A 20,472-nucleotide genomic window follows, 5' to 3' on the forward strand; every position below is an offset into this window, starting at 1 on the left:
CGCCTATTCTGCGGGGTCCGCGCCCGGAGCGTCGGCCGGCAGCACCGCGTCGCGGAGGGGCGACGTCGTGTCCGACCAGTACGGCGGGGCGATGACCGTCAGACCGCCGTCCACCGAGAGCACCTGCCCGGTGATGTACCCGGCCTTGTCCGACAGCAGGAAGTCGACGGCGTCGGCCATGTCGTCGGCCGTCCCGGGGCGCTGCAGCGGGAGCTTCTCGAGGACGGTGTCCATCGGCGCCTGGCCGGGGACCTTCGTGTAGAAGTACTCGAGCGAGTCGGTGTCGATGAGGCCGCCGTTCACCGCGTTGACGGTGATCTGGCGCGGACCGAACTCCACCGCCATGTACTTCATGTACGCCTCGCTCATGGCCTTGGCGGCACCGAGTGCGGCGTAGGTCGGGAACGCCCGGAGCGATCCGTACGACGTCACGACGACGATGCGGCCACCGCGGTCCATGAGTTCCGCCGCGCGCTGGGCGCCGAGCACGAACGAGCGGGCGTTCGTGGCGTAGCTGCGGTCGAGGTGGTGCAGCTTGAGGTCGGCGACGGGCTTGAACGCGCTGGCCGCGGCGTTCGCGACGAACATGTCGAGGCGTCCGTAGGTGTCGCGCACCAGGTCGAACAGGGCGTCGATCGACTCCGGCTGCTCGATGTCGACCTGCGCCGTGATGCCGTCGCCGCCGGCCGCCCTGACGTCGGCCAGGGACTCCTCGGCCAGGTCGGCGTTGCCCTTGTACGTCACCACGACGGTGACGCCGCGCTGGCCGAGCTTCTGCGCGAGCAGGCGGCCGATGCCGCGCGAAGCGCCCGTGATGAGTGCGATGGGTGCGTTGGTGCTGTCGGTCACTGCGGTCCTCCAGGTGAGTGGGAGACGGACTGGAGGCGCGGGGCGGGCCCGCCACGGGCCTCCAGTCCGGTCGTCGGTCGGTTTCAGAACCCGGCTGCGCCGGTCACGACGGCGCGGCCGACGATCAGCTTCTGGATCTCGTTGGTGCCCTCTTCGAAGCGCTGCGCGCGTGCGTCGCGGTAGACGCGCTCGATGGCGTTGCGCTTCCAGTAGCCCTGCCCGCCGTGCACCTGCAGGGCCTTGTCGGTGACCCGGGCGAGCATGTCGACGGCGACCATCTTCGAGGCGCTGGAGAGTGTGCCGGCGTCGGGGCGGTCCTCTTCGTAGGCGCGAGCGGCCTCGAGCACCAGGGCGCGGGCGGCGGCGATGTCGGCGTAGTTCTCGGCCAGGTAGAACTGGATCGCCTGGCGGCTGGAGAGGCGCTTGCCGAAGGTCTCGCGCTTGTTCGCGTACTCGACGGCGAGCTCGTTCGCCCGCTCGGCGAGACCGACGGCGCTCATCGCGACGGACACCCGGCTCGGCAGCAGGAAGCCGCCGAGCGCGACCTCGAGGCCCTGGCCTTCGGCGCCCAGACGTGCGCTGGCCGGGATCGGGGTCTCGGTGAACCGCAGGATCGCGTGGTCGGTGCCGCGGATGCCCATGGTGTCGGAGTCGTCGATCACCTCGGCACCCGGCAGCCCGCTGTTCGGCATCAGGAACGCGACCGTGCCGTCCTGGCCGCTGGTGCCCTCGAGCCGAGCGGCGATGAGCCAGTGGTCGGCCTTGACCCCGAACGTGATGAGGTGCTTCTCGCCGTTCATCACGTAGGTGTCGCCCTCGCGCCGGACCGTCGTGCGGATGTCCGCTCCGGTGCCCGCGGTGGCCTCGGTCAGGGTGAACGCGACGAGCGTGTCACCCGCGACGGACGGCTTGACGACCTGCTCGATCTGCTCCGGCGTCGCGTAGGGGGCCATCGCGCGCCAGGTGCCGTTGATGACGTGCACGAGCATGCGGATGGAGGCGTGCGAGCGGGAGACGACCTCCATGATCTCGAGGTAGCGCGAGAAGGGGATCGCCCGTCCGCCGAGCTCCGTCGGGGCGGCGAGGCTGAGCCATCCGTTCTCCTTGAGCTCCTGGAACAGCTCGGGGGCGACCCGGCCCGTGCGCTCGATCTCGTCCGCCCACGCCTCGCCGGGGCCGCGGACCCACTCGGTGACCTCGGCCTTGAGCTGCTGGAAGGCGGCTTCGTCGAAGCCCGTGCTCGTCTGCTCGACGATCGTCATCGTGTCTCGTTCTCCTTCGTCGCGACGAGCGCGGCCGCCTGCTCGCGCAGGATGTTCTTCTGGACCTTGCCGACCGCGTTGCGCGGCAGCTCGGTGGTGTACTCGAGTCGTTCCGGCCAGTAGTACTTGCTCACGCCGGCCGTGTCGAGGTACTGCTGCATCCCGGCGAAGTCGAGCGGCTCGTCCGCGCGGGCGTTCACGACCCAGGCGCACGCACGCTCACCGAGCCGCTCGTCCGGCATCGCCACGATCGCGACGTCCGTGACCAGCGGGTGCTGGTACAGCAGGTTCTCGATCTCGACGACGGGGATCTTCTCGCCACCGCGGTTGATGACGTCCTTCACACGCCCGGTGATCGACAGGAAGCCCTTCTCGTCGACCTTCGCCAGGTCGCCCGTGCGGTACCAGCCGTCCGCCGTGAACACGTCGTCGGTCAGGTCCGGGCGGTCGAGGTAGCCCGCGAACATCGTCGGCGAGTGCAGCTCGAAGTTGCCCTCGGTACCGGCGGGCAGCTCGATCCCCGCGTCGTCGACGATGCGGATCACGATGCCCGGCAGCGCCCGGCCGTCGTGGCCGTGGGCGTCGGTGGGGTCGTCGCTGGGGCTGGACAGGGCCCCGAGACACGTCTCGCTCGTCCCGAAGGCGCCGAGGATGGCGCTGCCGAGCACCGTGCTCGCTCGCTGGGCCAGTGCACGGGGCACCGCGGCGCCCGTCGGCACGAAGATCCGGAGCGACTCCGGCTGCGGTGCACCGGCCTCGACCAGGTCGACGAGGTCGGTCAGGAACGGCGTCGCGCACTGCACGAAGGACGCCCGGGCGACGCCGAACGCCTGCTCGAGTGCGACCCGGCCGTCCCACACCGGCTGGATGACCTGCGGGGCACCGAGCCGGAACGCCAGCAGCATGCCGTACAGGAACCCGGTCTGGTGAGCGAGCGGCGACGGGATGTAGATGCGGTCGGCGCTGGTCAGCCCGGATTGCGCCACGTGCATGGCGGTAGCGAGTCCGAGCGTGCGGTGCGGGTGCTGCACGCCCTTCGGCTCCCCCGTGGTACCGGAGGTGAAGAGCAGCTGGCAGACGTCGTCCGGTCCGGGAGCGTGCGACGCGATCTCGTCGACGTCGACGTGCACGGCGGCGAGGGCGTTCTCGAAGTAGCGCCAGTGCCAGTCGCTCGCCACGACGCGCTCCAGGGCGTCGGCGGGCAGCGGCGGCTGGTTCGTCGGGGTGTCCCCCTGCCCGCGGGCCTCGGCGCGGAGCACGATGACGTGCTCGAGCGACAGGCGACGGTCCTGCGTGGCGGCCTCGTCGATGACGTCGAGGAGTTCGAGGGCGGGACGGCGCTTCCGGAACACGTTCGGCAGGAAGACCACGCGGGCCTTCGATCGCGCCAGCGTCATCGTGGTCTCGCGGGGGCCGAACACCGGCATGATCGGGGTGGCGACGGCGCCGATCTGGATCGCACCGAGGGTGATCGACACGAACTCGCGCCAGTTGGGCAGCTGCATCGCGACGGATTCACCCGTGCGCACGCCGAGTTCGAGCAGCAGGGCGGAGACCCGGTCGGCCTCGTCCTGCAGCTCCTTCCACGTGGTGTTCGCGGGGGTCGCACCGCCGACCTCGATCACGGCCAGGCCGTCGGGGTCGGTCTGCGACAGGGCGCGGACCCGCTCGCTCAGGACGAGCGGGTCGGCGTCGACGCCGGCGAGCTCGGGTACGGCGACGGCGGGCTGCGGGACGGTGGGCTGCGCGGCGGTGGGCTGCGCCGTGGGCTGCGCGACCGGCTGGTCGGTTGGCTCGGGCGCTGCAGGCGTCTCGAGGGGCGTGCCCAGGTGCGTGCGGACCCCGTCGGCCTCGGCGGCGTCGATCCGGTCGTCCCGCGCCACCTGGGCTGCGAGCCGGTCGCCGACCGACATGTCGAGCCCGACGGAGTTCATCGCCTCGAGGAACGTCGGGTAGGAGATCCGGTAGGCACGCGGGTAGGTCAGGCCGGACACCCCGTCGGCACTCGACGCCGCGACCGCGAGGGACATCAGCACACGGTGGTCGTTGAACGAGGACATCGGCGCACCGTGCAACCCGGCCGCGCCGACGCCGGTGACCCGGAGCTCGTCCGCGCCCTGCTCGGCACGGCCGCCCATCCGGTTCAACTGGAGCATCGCCGCCACCCGGTCGGATTCCTTCAGCCGGATGTGCGCCACGTTCCACAGTCGGCTCGTGCCCTCGGCGAAGGTGGCCATCGTCGACAGCACGGGCAGCAGGTCCGGGATCGGACGGCAGTCGACGTCGAGCGGCCGGAGCGGGGACCCGTCGTGCTCGATCCGGACGAAGCCGCTCTCCTCGTCGATCCGCATCGGCACGCCCATCGCGGTCGCGAGGTCCAGGAACTCGCTCTCCGGGTGGTCCGTCTCGGCCGTCGTCGTGGCCGTCATGCCGCGCAGCAGCACGTTCGACTCACGGGTGCCGGCCGCCGCGATGCCGAACGCTGCGGAGCCGATGTCGGGCGGGATGACGTAGTCGTGCGGGGTGGCCTGCTGGCCCGCCGGGATCCGGTACTCGAGCCAGTCGTCGGAGACCTCGACCGTCAGGCCGAACTGCCGCATCATCCGCACGGTGAGCTCGACGTAGGGCTGTTCGTTGAGCCGCCCGCCGGTGATGTGGATCCGGGTCTCGTGCTCGGCGAACGGGGCCACCAGCAGCAGCCCGGACACCCACTGCGACAGGGTGCCGGCGATCGTCACGTCGCCGCCGCGCGGACGCCTGGGCTGCACGGTGACGGGTGGGCAGTCGTTCGTCGCCTCGAGCTCCACCCCCATCTGCGTCAGCGAGGTGAGCAGCGCCTTGATCGGGCGGCGCTGGAAGTACTTCATGCCGGACAGGGTCATCGGGCGGTCGGCCAGCGAGGCGAGCCCGGTCATGAAGTAGAGCGTGGTGCCCGAGGACCCCATGTTCAGCAGTCCGTCGGCACCGCGCGAGCCGTGGTCCACGACGTCGGTCGCCCGGTACCGGCCGCCCAGCCCGGTCACGTGGTACGCGTTCCCGCGACGCTTGACGTCGACGCCGAGCGCGCGGAGCGTGCCCACGGTCCACTCCACCTGTCGCGTCGCGCTGACCCCGGAGACGACACTCGTCCCCTTCGCCAGCGACGCGAGCACCAGCGCGCGGTGCGCGTGGTACTTCGAGACCGGGATGTCGAGTTCTCCGACGAGCGGGGCGTTCGTCCCGCGCACCACCAACTGCATGCGTACCTCTTCCCTGTAGGAACATTTCAACGGTACGCCCGGAGTGGAACTAGTTGCAGGACGATCCGCACGATCGGGACAACGCTTCGTTGTGCGTGTCCGACAAGGACCCGGGCAGGATGGACGGCATGGACATCCGCTTCACCGAGTCCCGCCCGTCGACCATCGGCGTCGAGTGGGAACTCCCCCTGGTCGACCGGGCGACCGGCGACCTCGCTCCCCGTGCCCCCGCCGTCATCGCCGCCGTGCACGAGCGGCTCGGCGACCACGACCGCGTCACCGAGGAGCTGCTGACCAACACGGTCGAGGTCGTCTCGAGCGTCCACGACCGCGTGGGGGCTGCGACGAGTGAGCTGTCCGGCATCATCGGCGAGGTCATCGACGCCGCCGAACCGCTCGACGCCCAGGTGATGTGCTCGGGCACGCACCCGTTCGCGGTGTGGGACCAGCAGGAGATCACCCCGGACAGCGAGCACTACACGACGCTGATCGACCGCACCCGCTGGTGGGGACGCCAGATGCTCATCTGGGGCGTGCACGTGCACGTCGGCATCGACGAGCGCGACAAGGCGGTCCCGATCATGAACGCGATGCTCGCCTACGTCCCGCACCTGCAGGCGTTCACCGCGTCGAGCCCGTTCTGGGGCGGCACCGACACCGGGTACGCCTCGAACCGCGCCCTCATGTTCCAGCAGCTCCCGACCGGCGGGCTCCCGCCGCAGCTCGGCGCCTGGGCGAACTTCGAAGAGGTCGTCGGCGACCTCACCCACACCGGCGTCATCGACGGCGTGAAGGACCTGCGCTGGGACATCCGACCGTCGCCGGGCTGGGGCACCCTCGAGAACCGGGTCTCCGACGGCATCTCGACCCTGCACGAGGTCGGCGCCGTCACCGCGCTCGTGCAGTGCCTGGTCACCGCCTGCTCGGACCGGCTCGACGCCGGTGAGACCCTGCCCACCATGCAGCCGTGGTTCATCCGCGAGAACAAGTGGCGCGCGGCCCGCTACGGCATGGAGGCCGAGATCATCACGAACGTCGCCGGCGACGAGCGGCTCGTGACCGACGAGGTGCACGACCTGGTGCAGCGGCTCGACCCGATCGCCGAACGGCTCGGCTGCCTCGACGAGCTGCACCACCTCGACACGATGATCGAGCGCGGCGCCTCGTACCAGCGGCAGCTGCAGGTCGCGCAGGAGAACGGCGGCGACCTGCGCGCCGTGGTCCGCCACCTGGTCACCGAGTTCCGCGACGCGCTCTAGCCGCCACCGGACCGCCCCGGGCATACCTGGCCGAATCGGGCATACCTGGCCGAATCGGGCATACCTGGCCGAATCGGGCATACCTGGTCGTTCCTTTCGACCAGGTACGCCCGATTCCACTTTCCATCGCGCGTGCAATGGGAAGGAACGTCGCGCCGCGACCGGACCACGGACGGGAGGCCCGGTGCCAGCTGGCACCGGGCCTCCCGTCCGTCAGGTGGTCGCGATCGCGAGCCGCGTCAGCGCCCCAGGAACTTCTGCAGCGACGCGAGCTCTTCCTCGGTCGGTGCCTTGCCGCCCTTGGCACCCCCGAGGCCGAGGCCGGACCCCTGCGGGGCCTGCTGCGGCGTAGCCGCCGCGCCGGCAGCCAAGGCCGCGCGCTTGGCGGGGTTGCCCACCTTCGACTTCTTCTTGCCGCCCTGCTGCTGCTTCTTGCCGCCGTGCATGCCCGGGATCGGACCCATGCCCGGCATCTGCGGCACGCCACCGCGGGCGACGGTCTTCATCATCTTGGCGGCCTGCTCGAAGCGGTTGACCAGCGCGTTGACCTCGGTGACGGTCGATCCGGCACCGCGCGCGATGCGCAGACGGCGCGAACCATTGAGGAGCTTCGGGAGCTCACGCTCCTGGGGCGTCATCGACTGGATGATCGCCTCGGTACGGACGATCTCGCGCTCGTCGAAGTTGTCGAGCGCCTCGCGCATGCCCTTGGCTCCCGGGAGCATGCCGAGCATGCCCTTGATGGAGCCGGCCTTGCGGAGCTGCTGCATCTGCTGCAGGAAGTCGTTCAGCGTGAAGTTGTCGGTCGCGATCTTGTCCGCGACCTTGCGCGCCTCTTCCTCGTCGAAGGCGCCCTGCGCCTGCTCGATGAGGGACAGGATGTCGCCGAGGTCGAGGATTCGGCTCGCCATGCGGTCCGGGTGGAACGGCTCGAAGTCGTCGAGCGACTCACCCGTCGACGCGAACATGATCGGACGGCCGGTCACGCTGGCCACCGACAGGGCGGCACCACCGCGGGCGTCACCGTCGAGCTTCGAGAGCACGACACCGGTGAAGTCGACGCCTTCCTGGAACGCACGGGCCGTGTTGACGGCGTCCTGACCGATCATCGCGTCGATGACGAACAGGACCTCGTCCGGGTCGACGGCCTTGCGGATGTTCGCGGCCTGCTTCATCAGCTCGGCATCGACACCGAGTCGACCGGCGGTGTCGACGATGACGGTGTCGTACTGCTGGTCGATCGCGGCCTTGATGGCGTTCTTGGCGACCTTGACCGGGTCGCCGACACCGTTGCCGGGCTCGGGAGCGAACACGTGCACGCCGGCCTGCTCGCCGACGACCTGCAGCTGCTGCACGGCATTCGGACGCTGGAGGTCCGCCGCGACGAGCATCGGGGTGTGGCCGTCCTTCTTGAGCCACTTGCCGAGCTTGCCCGCGAGCGTGGTCTTACCGGCACCCTGCAGACCCGCGAGCATGATGACCGTCGGCGGCTTCTTCGCGAACTCGAGCCGTCGCTGCTGCCCACCCAGGATGCCGACGAGTTCCTCGTTGACGATCTGGACGACCTGCTGCGCCGGGTTGAGCGCGCGGTTGACCTCGTCGGAGAGGGCACGCTCGCGCACCGATGCGGTGAACGCCTTGACGACCTCGAGCGCGACGTCGGCGTCGAGGAGCGCCCGCCGGATCTCGCGGACGGTGCCGTCGACGTCGGACGGAGTCAGCCGACCCTTGCTCCGCAGATTGCGGAAGGTCTCGGTCAGCCGATCGGAGAGTGAACCGAATTGCGCCATGATCCGTCGATTCTACAAGGCTCCCGCCGACGGCACCGGCTCGTTCACCGCAGGAGGACACCCTCGGTCAATCCGACCGGCGCGTCGAGCCCCACGTCGATGACCACCGGCGCGCTCGACGGACTCCGGTCACCGGTCGGGAACCAGCGCCGGTCGGGCGACACCAGGATCACGAGACCGTCCACGTCACCGACCGCCGCGAAGGACTCCCCCGGCGGGTTGGCGTACGGCTCGAGACCGGCGCGTCGCAGAGCCGAGGCTGCGCCGAGGACGTCGGGGACGGGGACGCCGACCTCGCTGACCGAGACGAGCGGGACGCCGGCGTCGGTACCGACGCCAACGCGCCGGGCGCCCGGCTCCAGGTCCCGCCGCTCGATGAGTTCGAGGAGCTGCTGGTCGGGGCCCTCGAAGTAGACCGACCGCGAGTTCCAGTTCGGCGGCCCCTCGAACTCGTCCTGGTCAGCGGTACCGAGCACCGTCGTCAGTCCGGCGATCCAGGCCTTGGCCGCGTCGAAGGTCCCCGTGGGGATCGTGATCGCCAGGTGCAGGGCTCCGGTCATCTCCGGCAGTTCGCGGAACACGAGGAGCGTCGACCCCACCACGATGCGCACCGTGGTATCGACGATCTCGACCGAGCACCCCAGCCGTTCGTAGAACCGGGCGGTGTCGGCGAGCGAGCGGGTGGCGAGCTGTACCTGTCGGATGTCCATGCCCCCATCGGACCATCTCAACCTTTGTTGACGTCAAGCACCCCCGTTGTTGGACGCCGTCCAGAAACTGTCGTACGCTCGCCGCATGCCGGAACTCGAGATCGTCCGCCACCACGGCCTGCTCGACTACTCGGACGGCCTCGCCCTGCAGCGGGACCTGCACGCCGACGTCGCCGCCGGCCGTTCCCCCGGGGCCCTCGTGCTGTGCGAGCACCCGTCCGTGTACACCGCCGGACGCCGCACCGAACCGTCCGACCTGCCGACGAACGGCGCCCCGGTCGTCGACACCGACCGTGGCGGACGCATCACCTGGCACGGCCCGGGGCAGCTGGTCGCCTACCCGATCGTCCGGCTCGCCGAACCCCTCGACGTCGTCGCCTGGGTGCGTGACCTGGAGCAGGTCGTCATCGACGCCGCGGCTGCCGTCGGTGTGCACGCCGAACGGGTCGCGGGTCGCAGCGGCGCCTGGGTGCCGGGCACTGACGGCTCCCCCGCCGCCAAGGTCGGCGCGATCGGCCTGCACGTCGCCGAGGGCGTGACGAGTCACGGCATCGCGATCAACTGCGACAACGCCCTCGACGCCTACGCCGCGATCGTCCCGTGCGGCATCGCGGACGCCGGGGTCACGACGCTGAGCGCCGCGGCGGCGCACGCAGGTCGTGCCCACGTGACCGTCGACGACCTCGCACCCCTGGTCGCGGACCGCGTCCGACAGGCCGTCGACGGCATGCACAGCGGCCGCCGGATCAGCACGACGGCCCCCAGCACCAGCACCGGCACGAGCACCAGCACGAGCACCAGCACCGCGCCCGCCCGACAGGAGACCCTCGTATGACCCTCGCCCCCGAAGGCCGCCGCATGCTCCGGGTCGAGGCCCGGAACGCCGAGACCCCGATCGAGACGAAGCCCGCGTGGATCAAGACCCGTGCCACGCAGGGCCCCGAGTTCCGCGAGCTGTCGAGCCTGGTGCGCGAGAAGCAGCTGCACACCGTCTGCCAGGAGGCCGGCTGCCCGAACATCTTCGAGTGCTGGGAGGACCGCGAGGCCACCTTCCTGATCGGCGGCTCGCAGTGCACCCGTCGCTGCGACTTCTGCCAGATCGACACCGGCAAGCCGGAACCGCTCGACCGCGACGAGCCCCGCCGGGTCGCGGACTCCGTGGCGGAGATGGGCCTGCGGTACGCGACCGTGACCGGCGTCGCACGCGACGACCTGCCCGACGGCGGTTCCTGGCTCTACGCCGAGACCATCCGCGCGATCCACGAGCACTCCCCCGGCACCGGCGTCGAGATCCTGGTGCCGGACTTCAACGGGCGACCGGACCAGCTCGGCCCGGTGTTCGACGCCCGCCCCGAGGTCTTCGCCCACAACGTCGAGACCGTCCCGCGGATCTTCAAGCGGATCCGGCCGGCGTTCACGTTCGAACGGTCCCTCGACGTCATCACCCAGGGCCGCGACGCCGGGCTGGTCACGAAGTCGAACCTGATCCTCGGCATGGGCGAGGAGCGCGTCGAGATCGAGGACGCCCTGCAGCGCCTGTACGACGCGGGTACGGACATCATCACGCTGACGCAGTACCTCCGCCCGTCGCCCCGGCACCTGCCGGTCGCGCGCTGGGTCAGCCCTGCGGAGTTCGTCGAGCTCCGCGAGGTCGCCGAACAGATGGGCTTCGCCGGGGTGCTCGCCGGACCGCTGGTCCGGTCGTCGTACCGGGCGGGCCGGCTGTGGGCGCGGGCGACGGTGGCCCGCGGCGGCTCGGTTCCCGAGCACCTGGCCCACCTGCTCGACGCGACCCCTGGTCGCCAGGCCGTCTGACGCGCGCGCGGCTCGCGCGGCGTACGCGGTGTGGCCGGCGTTTCGCGCTGGGCGACAGTTCACGTGCTGCGGAGCACGTGAACTGTCGCTCAGGCCGAAACTCGGCGCGTCCGGACGACGCCCGGACAGACGGGAGGCGCGGTGCCAGCTGGCACCGCGCCTCCTGTCCGTCAGGTGGTGACGGCTACTTCGCGTCGGCCTCGACCGACTCCTTCGGCTGGCCGGTCGGAGTCAGCCCGCGCTCCTGGCGGCGCTTCGAGACCACCAGCGACGCGGTCGTGGCGACCGCGATCGTCAGCGCGATGAAGCCCAGCGAGAACCAGATCGGGATCTCCGGCGCCCACTCGATGTGCTCGCCACCGTTGATGAAGGGCAGCTCGTTGACGTGCATGGCGTGGAAGACGAGCTTCACACCGATGAACGCCAGGATGACGGCCAGGCCCTGGCCCAGGTAGATGAGGCGCTCCAGCAGGCCGGCGATCAGGAAGTACAGCTGCCGGAGGCCGAGCAGCGAGAACGCGTTCGCCGTGAACACGATGAAGGCGTCCTGCGTCAGCCCGAAGATCGCGGGGATCGAGTCGAGCGCGAAGAGCACGTCGGTCAGGCCGATGGCGACCATGACGAGCAGCATCGGGGTGAACAGCCGCTTGCCGTCGACACGGGTGGTCAGGCGGTCGCCGTCGTAGTGGTCCGAGGTCGGGATGATGCGCTTGAGGATCCGGATGAGCCGGGATTCGCCCTCGCTGCCGTGGTCGTTGCCGCTGCGGGCCTGCGACCAGGCGAGCCAGAACAGCAGCGCACCGAACAGGTAGAAGACCCACGAGAAGTTCTCGATGATCGTGACGCCGAGGGCGATGAAGACGCCACGGGCGACGAGCGCGATCGCGACGCCGACCAGCAGGACCTTCTGCTGGAACTCCTTCGGCACGGCGAAGCTCGACATGATGATGAGGAAGACGAAGAGGTTGTCGACCGACAACGCCTTCTCGGTCAGCCAGCCGGCGAAGTACTCACCACCGGCCTGCCCGCCGCCGAACACCAGGATCCCGATGCCGAACAGGATCGCCAGCCCGATGTAGAAGGCGGACCAGAACGCGGATTCGCGGATGTGGGGCACGTGCGGCGTGCGCACGTGCGAGTAGAAGTCGAACACCAGCAGCGCGAGGATGCCGGCGATCGTGATGAGCCAGACGAAGAGTGGGACGTCCACGGTGTCCTTCAGGTAGGGCGCGCCGCTGATGTGCGGGTACGCCGAGGCCTGAAGGTCTCTTCCGTCGCACGGCACCGGAACCGGTGTCGCACGACCGGCGCCCCGGGGCCGGATCGTTCCGGACCGTACTGACGGGGTCACCGAGAGGGAATACTCCCCTTCGTGTTCCCGAGCATACCGGGCACAGCGGACATGTGCCGCGCTCTAAGCTGGGAGCATGGCGAGTTCCTGGTCACTGTCCTCACGGCTGCGCGGCCTCTTCCAGCGCAAGACGATCGACGAGACCACGTGGGAGGACCTGGAGACCGCCCTCATCGGCGCCGACTTCGGGCCCGATATCTCCGAGGAGATCATCGAGGACCTGCACGCCCGCGTCGACCGGTACGGCACGACCGACCCCGCCGACCTGCAGCGCATGCTCCGCGAGGTCCTCGAGGAACGGCTCTCGAAGCTCGACACCACCCTGAAGCTCAGCGCGCGGCCCGCCGTGGTGCTCGTCGTCGGGGTGAACGGCGTCGGCAAGACCACGACGATCGGCAAGTTCGCCAAGTTCCTGAAGACCTACGACCGCACGGTGCTCGTCGGGGCGGCGGACACGTTCCGCGCCGCGGCGGTCGAGCAGGTCGCCACCTGGGCCCAGCGCGCCGGGGTCGACGTCGTCCGTCCGTCGCAGCCCGGGCAGGACCCGGCGTCGGTGGCGTACCAGACCGTCGAGAAGGCGATCCGCGACCAGACCGAGATCGTCGTCATCGACACCGCCGGGCGTCTGCACACCAAGGCCGGCCTGATGGACGAGCTCACCAAGATCAAGCGCGTGGTCGAGAAGCAGACCGAGATCAGCGAGGTCCTGCTCGTCCTCGACGCGACGACGGGCCAGAACGGCCTCGCACAGGCCCAGGCCTTCATCGAGGGTGCCGGCGTGACCGGCCTCGTCATCACCAAGCTCGACGGCTCGGCCAAGGCCGGCTTCGTGCTGAGCGTGCAGGAGAAGACCGGCATCCCGATCAAGCTCATCGGGCAGGGCGAGGGCATCAACGACCTGACGGGCTTCACGCCGCACGTCTTCGTGCAGAACCTCGTCGGCTGAGCGAACGCGGCGGCACGCCGAGGAGTAGCGTCCCTGACGGTCCGGGCATCTGCTCGGTCTCGTTCCAGGGATAGGAGACCCTCATGCCCGCACTGCTGATCATCGCGATCATCGTCGGCCTCGTCCTGCTCTTCAGCGGCATCTTCGTCGGTGCGCTGAAGTTCCTGCTCTGGGTGGGCATCGTGCTCATCCTGCTGGCGGTCATCGGCTGGCTGCTCCGGACGATCCGCGGTCGCGCGTAGCGACCCGGCGTCCTGTCCGGACGCACCTGACAGAACGGGAGGCGCGGTGCCAGCTGGCACCGCGCCTCCTGTCTGCCGTCCGGTCGCGACCAGGACGCCTAGGCGACCGCGTCCGCCGGCTCGCGCTTCTGCACCCGCTGCCCGACGACCGCCGAGACGCCGTCCTGCCGCATCGACACCCCGTACAGGGCGTCGGCGATCTCCATCGTGCGCTTCTGGTGCGTGATGACGATGAGCTGGGACGACTCGCGCAGACGCTCGAACACGGTCAGCAGGCGGCCGAGGTTGGCGTCGTCGAGTGCCGCCTCGACCTCGTCCATGATGTAGAACGGCGAGGGCCGCGCGGTGAAGATCGCGACGAGGAGCGCCACCGCCGCCAGGGACCGCTCGCCGCCGGACAGCAGGGTCAGGCGGTCGATCTTCTTGCCGGCGGGCTTCACCTGCACGTCGATCCCGGTGCCGAGCAGGTCGGTCGGGTCGGTCAGGTTGATGGACCCCGAGCCGCCCGGGAACAGGATCGGGAAGATGACGTCGAACGCTTCCTTCGTGTCGTTGAACGCGGACTCGAAGATCGTCTGCATCTTCGTGTCGAGCTCGTCGATGATCGTCAGCAGGTCCGTCCGGGTCTTCTGCAGGTCCTCAAGTTGCTCGGCGAGGAACGCGTGCCGCTGCTCGAGCGCCTGGAACTCCTCGAGCGCGAGCGGGTTCACCTTGCCGAGCTGTCCGAGGTCGCGCTCCGCGGCCTTGAGTCGGCGCTCCTGCTCGGCACGGACGTAGGGCACGGTCTCGACGTCGGCGGGGTCGATCTCGTCGGTCGTGTCGAACTCGGGCAGCGCCGGGCCGCCGGGCAGGGTGGACTCCGCGTCGACGAGGGCCACGTCGTCGGTGTCGGGACCCGCTTCTGCCGCTGCTTCCTCCGGCTCGGTCACGCCCGCGGCCTCGGCGGCGGCGGCCGCCGCCGCGCGCTCCGCCTCGCGGTGCTTCCGCGCGCGCACCCGCGGGTCCACGAGCACGTCGACGGGCACCGGCACGTGCGGCCCGTACTCGGCCACCAGCACGGCCTCGGACAGCCCGAGCTCGCTCTGCGCCCGGTCGAGGACGCCGGACACGTGCAGCTTCTTCTCGTAGATCTCCATCTCGAGCGAGTGCACGCCGTCGGTGATGGTCTGCAGGCGGTCCCGGAGCTCGCGCTCCTCGTTGCGGATCGTCTGCAGCTCGGTGTTGCGCTTCGACCGCTCGGCTTCCTCCGTCGCCAGCTGCACCCGCGCTTCGGCCAGCGAGCGGTCGACCGCTCCGAGCACCCCGGGCAGGTCGGCGAGGACGGCTTCGGCGGTCCGGATCTGGCCACGGCGGATGACGGCGAGCCGCGCGGCCTCCTCCGCGGCGGCGCGCTCGGCCTCGAGCTGGCGGTCGAGCTGGTCGGCGCGGTTCCGTTCCGCTCGCACCCGCTCGCGCACGGTCTCCACCTGGATCCGCTGCTCGACCTCGGCGGCACGTGCGGCCTCGAGCGCGTCCTGCAGCGCGGGACGCTCGGACGCGTCGACCACGGGGCGCTCCTGGTCGGTGAAGGCGCGGTGCGCCGACTCGGCCTCGGCCAGCACTGCATCCGCGGTCTCGACGGCGCCGTCGGTCTCGGCCAGCGCGGCACGCAGCCGCTCGACCTCGGCCGCGGCGTTCTCCGCCTTCGCCCGCGTCGACGCACTCGTGCGGTCGTACTCGGCCTTCGCCCGCGTGTAGGCGCGGGAGGCTGCGTCGGCCTCGTCCGCACGGCGGCGTGCGTCCTCGACGGCGCTGCGCGCGGCCTGGAGGCCCGTGGCCGCGTCCTCGGCGTCGGTCGCGATCGCGTCGCGTCGCGTCACGGCGTCGTCGCGCTCCGCGACGAGCTCGATGCGCGAGGTCGCGCGCTCCCCGCCGCCGGTCACGCGGACCGCACGGACGAGGTCGCCGGACCGCGTGACCACCGTGGCGTGCGGGGCGGCCGTGAGCACGGCCTCCAGGTCGAGGTCGTCGGTCTCCGCGACCAGCGTGTCCCGCAGGATCGACGCGAGCACCGGCGGTCCCTGCACCAGGTCCGTGGCACGGCGGACGCCGGCCGGCAGGGTCTCGGGCAGGGCCGCTGGGACGGACGCGGCGTCCGCGACGACGACGTCGATCCGGCCGAGGTCGGCAGCGCGGGCGTGGTCGACGGCGTCGAGCGCCGCACCGCGGTCGTCGGCGAGGACGGCGTCGGCGAGTCCCTCGAGCGCGGTGGCGATCGCGGCCTCGAACCCGGGCGACACCGTCAGGCTGTCGGCCAGGCGACCGACGATGCCCGCGCGACCGGCGTCGATCAGTGCCTGCGAACCGTCGCGGACCTCGATCGACATGCCGAGCGCGGTGACCCGGGCGTCGAGGGCGTCCCGCTCGCGTTCGAGGGCGTGGAGCCGGTCGCGCTGCTCGTCGCGCGCGGTCTGGGCCCGTTCGAGCTCGGCGCGCGCCTGCTCGAGTGTCTGCGCGAGCGCGGTCTCGTCGCCCCCCTCGGACGGGTCGACACCGAGTTCGGCGAGGGCCGCCGCGGCACGCTCGGCACGCTCCCCCGCCTCGGCCAGAGCCCGCTCCCGCCGCTCGCGGTCGGCGACGGCGGAACCGCGCTTCGACCGGGCGACGTCGACGGCGCTGGCGAGCCGCTGCGCCTCGAGGTCGTGCTGCGAGACCCGGGCAGCCTGGGCAGCGATGCGTTCGTCCAGGGCGTCCAGCGCGGCGCGTGCGTCCTGCACCGCGCGGGCGGTCGTCGCCGAACCGCCCTGCATCTCGTCGGCGCGGGCGGCGAGGCGGTCGGCCTCGGCTCGGACCCCGGCGACCTGCTCCTGGGTGACGGTCGGGCCCTGCTGCGGTGCGTCGGCCTGCTGCGCGAGGAACATCAGGCGCTGGTTCGCCAGGCTCGACAGGCCGCGGAGGCGCTCCTGCACGCTCTCGAGCCGGTGCACGACGGTGCGGGCGCGGTCGACGTCGTCGCCGACCATGCTCTGCTCGACGTGCTGCTGGCGCACCCGGGTCTGGTCGAGCCGCTCGGTCAGGACGATGCGCTCGGACTTGCGGCCCGCCTCGACCTCCTGGTGGTCGTGCAGCTCACGGCGCAGGCGCACCACGTCGTCGGCGAGGACGCGGGCCTTGGCGTCGCGGAAGACCGCGGCCACCGACTGGGCCTTGCGTGCGACCTCGGCCTGCCGCCCGAGGGGCTTCAGCTGCCGCCGGATCTCACCGGCCAGGTCGGACAGGCGGGTCAGGTTCGTCTGCATCGCGTCGAGCTTGCGGAGGGTCTTCTCCTTGCGACGGCGGTGCTTCAGGATCCCCGCGGCCTCCTCGATGAAGCCGCGGCGGTCCTCGGGGGTGGCGTGGAGCACCTTGTCGAGCTGCCCCTGCCCGACGATCACGTGCATCTCACGGCCGAGGCCGGTGTCGCTCAGCAGCTCCTGGACGTCGAGCAGCCGGCAGTTCTCGCCGTTGATGGCGTACTCGCTGCCACCGTTGCGGAACAGCGTGCGCGCGATCGTCACCTCGGAGTACTCGATCGGCAGCAGGCCGTCGCTGTTGTCGATGGTCAGCAGCACCTGGGCACGACCGAGCGGACCGCGGGTCGAGGTGCCGGCGAAGATGACGTCCTCCATCTTGCCGCCGCGCAGGGTCTTCGCCCCCTGCTCCCCCATCACCCAGGCCAGGGCGTCCACCACGTTCGACTTGCCGGAGCCGTTCGGGCCGACGATGCACGTCACGCCCGGCTCGAACGCGAACGTCGTCGGCTGCGCGAAGGACTTGAACCCCTTGATGGTCAGGCTCTTCAAGTACATGCGGTCTCCGGATGCTCTGGTTGGCGTCAGGCTAACGCGTGCGGGCGCGGGGACGGGGTTGGCACACGGGGCAGATGTGGCTCGACCGGTTCATGAAGGCCTCGCGCACGATCGTCGTGCCGCAGCGTGGACACGGCTTCCCCTGCTGCCCGTAGACGTTCAGGCGCTGCGAGAAGTACCCGGACTGCCCGTTGACGTTGACGTACTGGGCGTCGAAGCTCGTGCCGCCGTCCTCGAGCGCCCGGCGCAGGATGGCGCGGACCTCGTCGAGCAGCCGCCGCAGGTCGGCACGGGTGAGGCGGTCGGCGGCGCGGTCGTAGTGCAGCTTCGCGGCCCAGAGCGACTCGTCGGCGTAGATGTTGCCGATGCCGCTCACGACGCCCTGGTCGAGCAGCACCCGCTTGATGCCGCTCGAACGCTTCCGTGCCATCGCGGTGAACCGGTCGTCGTCGAAGGCGGGGTCGAGCGGGTCACGGGCGATGTGCGACACCTGCCCGGGCACCCACCGACGCCACACGGCATCGGGGTCGATCGCGTCGACCTGCCCGCCGAACCCGGCGGGAGCACCGTCGATCGTCGGCACCATCGCGTCGATCGCCATCGAGCCGAACGTGCGCTGGTCGACGAACTCGAGTTCCACGGGGGGCTCCGCCGCACCCGAGCGGTCGGAGCCCGCGGGCTGCACGTCGATGAGGATCCGACGGTGCTTGGCCGCCGGTCGACCACGGCCGAGCAGGATCTGCCCGCTCATGCCGAGGTGGGCGACGAGTGCCTCGGGGCGGTCCCCGTCGTGCTCGGGCTGCAGCGGCATCCAGAGGAACTTGCCCCGGCGGACGGCAGCGGCGATCGTGCGACCGGTCAGTCGGTCGGCGAAGTCCTCGGCGAGGCCGTCGTGCCGGGTGAGGGCACGGTCGTCGACCACGTCGACGTGCAGGACCCGCGCGCCGCTGACGGCGGGTTCGAGGCCGGCGCGGACGACCTCGACCTCGGGGAGTTCGGGCACGCGGTCAGGCCGCTCGGCCGGACAGCCGGGTCCAGGCGTCGAGCGCGGCGGCCATCTCGGCGGCCTTCTTGCTCGACCCGGTGCCGGTGGCGATGTCCTCGCCCTGCAGGACGACCGTCGCCATGAAGGTCTTGTCGTGGTCCGGGCCGGTCTCGGTGACGCGGTACGCCGGGTTGCCGAGCGAACGACTCGACGCGAGCTCCTGCAGGCTCGTCTTCGGGTCCATCGCGGCGCCGAAGCGGTCCGGGTCGATCATGAGCGGTTCGACCAGGCGGAGCACGAGCTCGGTGGCCGGGTCGGGGCCGGCCGACAGGTACGTCGCGCCGATGACGGCTTCGACGGTGTCGGCCAGGATCGACGACTTGTCGCGCCCGCCGGTCTGTTCCTCGCCCTTGCCCAGGCGCAGGTAGCGGCCGAGCCCGATCATCCGGGCGATCTCGGCCAGCGCCACGGTCGACACCAGGCTCGCTCGACGCTTGGCGAGGTCACCCTCGTCGAGGTCGGGGAACGACCGGTAGAGCTTCACGGTCACGGCCTGGCCGAGGATCGAGTCCCCGAGGAACTCGAGGCGCTCGTTGTGCTTGATGCCCCCGTGCTCGTAGGCGTAGGAGCGGTGCGTCAGGGCGAGCTGGAGCAGCTCGAGGTCGATGTCGGCCCCGAGGATGCCCTGCAGACGAACGACGTCCGGCCCCGCGGGGCGAGACCCCGCAGCGCCGGACGTTGTCGTCATGCGTTCGGTCCGATCAGACGTCGGCGACCTTGCGGCCCTTGTACTCCATGTACAGGGGCGTGCCGGCCGAGTCCTCGACGACCTTCGCGCGGTGCGGGAGGCTGTAGGTGACCTGACCGTTCTCGATCGTCTTCACGAGCTGGATCGGCGTGGCCTTCCACTGCGAACGACGGGCGTGCGTGTTCGCACGGGACTGCTTGCGCTTGGGAACGGCCATGGTGAATCTCTTTCGGTTGGTCGGTGGTCGGTACGGGGGCTGGCGGTGTCGGGACCTACTCGGTCTCGGCCCGCTCCTCGCCCTCGGTGGTCTTCGGTGCGGTGGTGTCACCGTCGGTGCTGTCGTCGAGCTCGATCGCGCTGAGCGCTGCCCAGCGGGGATCCAGCACCTGACGAGCGGGCTGCTCGCCGAGGTCGGCCAGACGCTCGCCCGTCACCGGGTCGAGTCCTGGGCAGTCCGGTCGGCAGACCGGCTGGAACGGCAGCGACAGCACCACCGCATCTCGAACGACCTGTTCGGTGTCCACGTGGTCATCGCGAACGAAGAAGTCGAAATCCTCCGAGGCATCATACGCGAACAGCTCGGCGAAATCGACCTCGATCGGTTCGCTGATGTCGATGAGGCAGCGCGAGCACTCCCCCGTGGCGTCGGCCGAGGCGTGTCCGGACACGAGGACACCCTCGTGCAGGCCTTCGAGCTTGACGTCGATGTGCAGTTCGGCACCCTGTCGGACGCCGATCAGACCGGCCCCCATCGCGTCGGGCACCTCGATGTCGAGCGAGTGCTCGCGCATCTCACCCGGCCGGTGCGCGAGGTCGCGCACGCGCAGGGCGTAGGGGCTGTTCACGGGGGAAGACACGATCGACAAGCCTAGCGCGATCGGGGCCGAGAGTCGAGGTGGCGACAGGCGTGTCCGGACGCGGTGGGCGCCGTGCGCGTGCCGGGCGGGCTGTGCAGGCGCGCTCAGCGGGCCGCGAGCGCGTCGGCGACCGTCTTCGGCACGTAGGGGGTGACGTCTCCGCCGAGCGACGACACCTGCCGGATCAGCGAGCTCGACACGTGCGCCCGCGACGCCTCGGGCAGCAGGAACACCGTCTCGACGTCGGCCAGGTGGCGGTTCATGATGGCCATCGGGGTCTCGTAGGCGACGTCCTCGCCGGACCGCACGCCCTTCACCAGGACCTTGGCCCCGACCTGGCGGCAGTAGTCCACCAGCAGGCCGGACGTCCACTCGCCCACCGTGACCGTGTCCGGCGCGCCGACTTCGACCAGCGAGTCGCGGATGAGCCGCACCCGATCGACCGCCTCGAACATCGCCGGCTTCTTGTCGGGGTTGTGCACCACGAGGACGTGCACCTCGTCGAAGAGCCCGGCCGCGCGGCCGATGACGTCGAGGTGCCCGAGGGTGACGGGGTCGAAGGAACCGGGGACCACCGCGATCTGCGCCATGG

The 20,472-nt window shown here is 70.7% G+C and carries 17 protein-coding genes; 5 read left to right on the top strand and 12 right to left on the bottom strand.

Going from position 1 to position 20,472, the window contains the following annotated elements:
- Positions 1 to 3 precede the first annotated feature (3 nt).
- The 3 genes from ORG17_RS10595 to aroA form a co-directional block, all read right to left on the bottom strand.
- Positions 4 to 849: an SDR family oxidoreductase gene (locus ORG17_RS10595; protein WP_301565360.1), complete on the bottom strand. Its 846-nt coding sequence runs from the start codon at positions 847 to 849 to the stop codon at positions 4 to 6.
- 83 nt (positions 850 to 932) lie between these two features.
- Complete coding sequence (locus ORG17_RS10600; RefSeq protein ID WP_214527394.1) at positions 933 to 2,111, bottom strand: acyl-CoA dehydrogenase family protein; 1,179 nt, start codon at positions 2,109 to 2,111, stop codon at positions 933 to 935.
- On the bottom strand, positions 2,108 to 5,350 hold the full coding sequence (aroA, locus tag ORG17_RS10605) for a 3-phosphoshikimate 1-carboxyvinyltransferase (protein WP_214527395.1): 3,243 nt from the start codon (positions 5,348 to 5,350) through the stop codon (positions 2,108 to 2,110). Before aroA ends, ORG17_RS10600 begins: the two co-directional genes overlap by 4 nt.
- Before the next feature lie 119 nt (positions 5,351 to 5,469).
- Between aroA and ORG17_RS10610 the strand changes: the two genes are divergently transcribed.
- Complete coding sequence (locus ORG17_RS10610; protein ID WP_214527412.1) at positions 5,470 to 6,609, top strand: glutamate--cysteine ligase; 1,140 nt, start codon at positions 5,470 to 5,472, stop codon at positions 6,607 to 6,609.
- A gap of 239 nt (positions 6,610 to 6,848) precedes the next feature.
- Here the strand turns inward: ORG17_RS10610 and ffh are convergent, their stop codons facing one another.
- On the bottom strand, positions 6,849 to 8,399 hold the full coding sequence (ffh, locus tag ORG17_RS10615; protein WP_214527396.1) for a signal recognition particle protein: 1,551 nt from the start codon (positions 8,397 to 8,399) through the stop codon (positions 6,849 to 6,851).
- A 44-nt stretch (positions 8,400 to 8,443) separates the two neighbouring features.
- Positions 8,444 to 9,109 (bottom strand): VOC family protein, encoded by a 666-nt coding sequence (locus ORG17_RS10620; protein WP_214527397.1) that lies wholly within the window; start codon positions 9,107 to 9,109, stop codon positions 8,444 to 8,446.
- Positions 9,110 to 9,194: 85 nt separating this feature from the next.
- Here ORG17_RS10620 and lipB point away from each other — a divergent pair, with 85 nt between their 5' ends.
- Together lipB and lipA are read left to right on the top strand one after the other, a co-directional pair.
- On the top strand, positions 9,195 to 9,944 hold the full coding sequence (lipB, locus tag ORG17_RS10625; protein WP_214527398.1) for a lipoyl(octanoyl) transferase LipB: 750 nt from the start codon (positions 9,195 to 9,197) through the stop codon (positions 9,942 to 9,944).
- A complete protein-coding gene (gene lipA / locus ORG17_RS10630) occupies positions 9,941 to 10,924 on the top strand; it encodes a lipoyl synthase (RefSeq protein WP_214527399.1) in 984 nt (327 codons plus the stop codon). Before lipB ends, lipA begins: the two co-directional genes overlap by 4 nt.
- 184 nt (positions 10,925 to 11,108) lie before the next feature.
- Here lipA and ORG17_RS10635 read toward each other — a convergent pair whose 3' ends face one another.
- Positions 11,109 to 12,134: a TerC family protein gene (locus tag ORG17_RS10635; RefSeq protein WP_110859106.1), complete on the bottom strand. Its 1,026-nt coding sequence runs from the start codon at positions 12,132 to 12,134 to the stop codon at positions 11,109 to 11,111.
- 217 nt (positions 12,135 to 12,351) lie between these two features.
- Here ORG17_RS10635 and ftsY point away from each other — a divergent pair, with 217 nt between their 5' ends.
- The gene (gene ftsY / locus ORG17_RS10640) at positions 12,352 to 13,221 is read left to right on the top strand and encodes a signal recognition particle-docking protein FtsY (RefSeq protein WP_027465892.1); all 870 of its coding nucleotides are present in this window, start codon (positions 12,352 to 12,354) and stop codon (positions 13,219 to 13,221) included.
- 83 nt (positions 13,222 to 13,304) lie between these two features.
- A complete protein-coding gene (locus ORG17_RS10645; RefSeq protein ID WP_171907827.1) occupies positions 13,305 to 13,463 on the top strand; it encodes a hypothetical protein in 159 nt (52 codons plus the stop codon).
- Between the two features lie 98 nt (positions 13,464 to 13,561).
- Here the strand turns inward: ORG17_RS10645 and ORG17_RS10650 are convergent, their stop codons facing one another.
- The 6 genes from ORG17_RS10650 to coaD form a co-directional block, all read right to left on the bottom strand.
- Positions 13,562 to 17,290: an AAA family ATPase gene (locus ORG17_RS10650; RefSeq protein WP_214527400.1), complete on the bottom strand. Its 3,729-nt coding sequence runs from the start codon at positions 17,288 to 17,290 to the stop codon at positions 13,562 to 13,564.
- Between the two features lie 31 nt (positions 17,291 to 17,321).
- The gene (mutM, locus tag ORG17_RS10655; protein ID WP_214527401.1) at positions 17,322 to 18,293 is read right to left on the bottom strand and encodes a bifunctional DNA-formamidopyrimidine glycosylase/DNA-(apurinic or apyrimidinic site) lyase; all 972 of its coding nucleotides are present in this window, start codon (positions 18,291 to 18,293) and stop codon (positions 17,322 to 17,324) included.
- Between the two features lie 4 nt (positions 18,294 to 18,297).
- A complete protein-coding gene (rnc, locus tag ORG17_RS10660; RefSeq protein ID WP_173034235.1) occupies positions 18,298 to 19,023 on the bottom strand; it encodes a ribonuclease III in 726 nt (241 codons plus the stop codon).
- A gap of 13 nt (positions 19,024 to 19,036) precedes the next feature.
- On the bottom strand, positions 19,037 to 19,240 hold the full coding sequence (rpmF, locus tag ORG17_RS10665; RefSeq protein WP_017888273.1) for a 50S ribosomal protein L32: 204 nt from the start codon (positions 19,238 to 19,240) through the stop codon (positions 19,037 to 19,039).
- Between the two features lie 55 nt (positions 19,241 to 19,295).
- A complete protein-coding gene (locus tag ORG17_RS10670) occupies positions 19,296 to 19,868 on the bottom strand; it encodes a YceD family protein (protein ID WP_071405664.1) in 573 nt (190 codons plus the stop codon).
- 116 nt (positions 19,869 to 19,984) lie between these two features.
- Positions 19,985 to 20,470: a pantetheine-phosphate adenylyltransferase gene (coaD, locus tag ORG17_RS10675; RefSeq protein WP_071244868.1), complete on the bottom strand. Its 486-nt coding sequence runs from the start codon at positions 20,468 to 20,470 to the stop codon at positions 19,985 to 19,987.
- Positions 20,471 to 20,472 lie beyond the last annotated feature (2 nt).

Origin of the sequence: Curtobacterium flaccumfaciens pv. betae (assembly GCF_026241855.1) — a bacterium.
Taxonomy (GTDB): Bacteria; Actinomycetota; Actinomycetes; order Actinomycetales; family Microbacteriaceae; genus Curtobacterium; species Curtobacterium flaccumfaciens.

What these genes read in the sequence shown, in the direction of transcription:
- ORG17_RS10600 (WP_214527394.1), bottom strand. Translation starts at nt 2,111, where the DNA reads ATGACGATCGTCGAGCAGACGAGCACGGGCTTCGACGAAGCCGCCTTC.
- aroA (WP_214527395.1), bottom strand. Translation starts at nt 5,350, where the DNA reads ATGCAGTTGGTGGTGCGCGGGACGAACGCCCCGCTCGTCGGAGAACTC.
- ORG17_RS10610 (WP_214527412.1), top strand. Translation starts at nt 5,470, where the DNA reads ATGGACGGCATGGACATCCGCTTCACCGAGTCCCGCCCGTCGACCATC.
- ffh (WP_214527396.1), bottom strand. Translation starts at nt 8,399, where the DNA reads ATGGCGCAATTCGGTTCACTCTCCGATCGGCTGACCGAGACCTTCCGC.
- ORG17_RS10620 (WP_214527397.1), bottom strand. Translation starts at nt 9,109, where the DNA reads ATGGACATCCGACAGGTACAGCTCGCCACCCGCTCGCTCGCCGACACC.
- lipB (WP_214527398.1), top strand. Translation starts at nt 9,195, where the DNA reads ATGCCGGAACTCGAGATCGTCCGCCACCACGGCCTGCTCGACTACTCG.
- lipA (WP_214527399.1), top strand. Translation starts at nt 9,941, where the DNA reads ATGACCCTCGCCCCCGAAGGCCGCCGCATGCTCCGGGTCGAGGCCCGG.
- ftsY (WP_027465892.1), top strand. Translation starts at nt 12,352, where the DNA reads ATGGCGAGTTCCTGGTCACTGTCCTCACGGCTGCGCGGCCTCTTCCAG.
- ORG17_RS10645 (WP_171907827.1), top strand. Translation starts at nt 13,305, where the DNA reads ATGCCCGCACTGCTGATCATCGCGATCATCGTCGGCCTCGTCCTGCTC.
- ORG17_RS10650 (WP_214527400.1), bottom strand. Translation starts at nt 17,290, where the DNA reads ATGTACTTGAAGAGCCTGACCATCAAGGGGTTCAAGTCCTTCGCGCAG.
- rnc (WP_173034235.1), bottom strand. Translation starts at nt 19,023, where the DNA reads ATGACGACAACGTCCGGCGCTGCGGGGTCTCGCCCCGCGGGGCCGGAC.
- rpmF (WP_017888273.1), bottom strand. Translation starts at nt 19,240, where the DNA reads ATGGCCGTTCCCAAGCGCAAGCAGTCCCGTGCGAACACGCACGCCCGT.
- coaD (WP_071244868.1), bottom strand. Translation starts at nt 20,470, where the DNA reads ATGGCGCAGATCGCGGTGGTCCCCGGTTCCTTCGACCCCGTCACCCTC.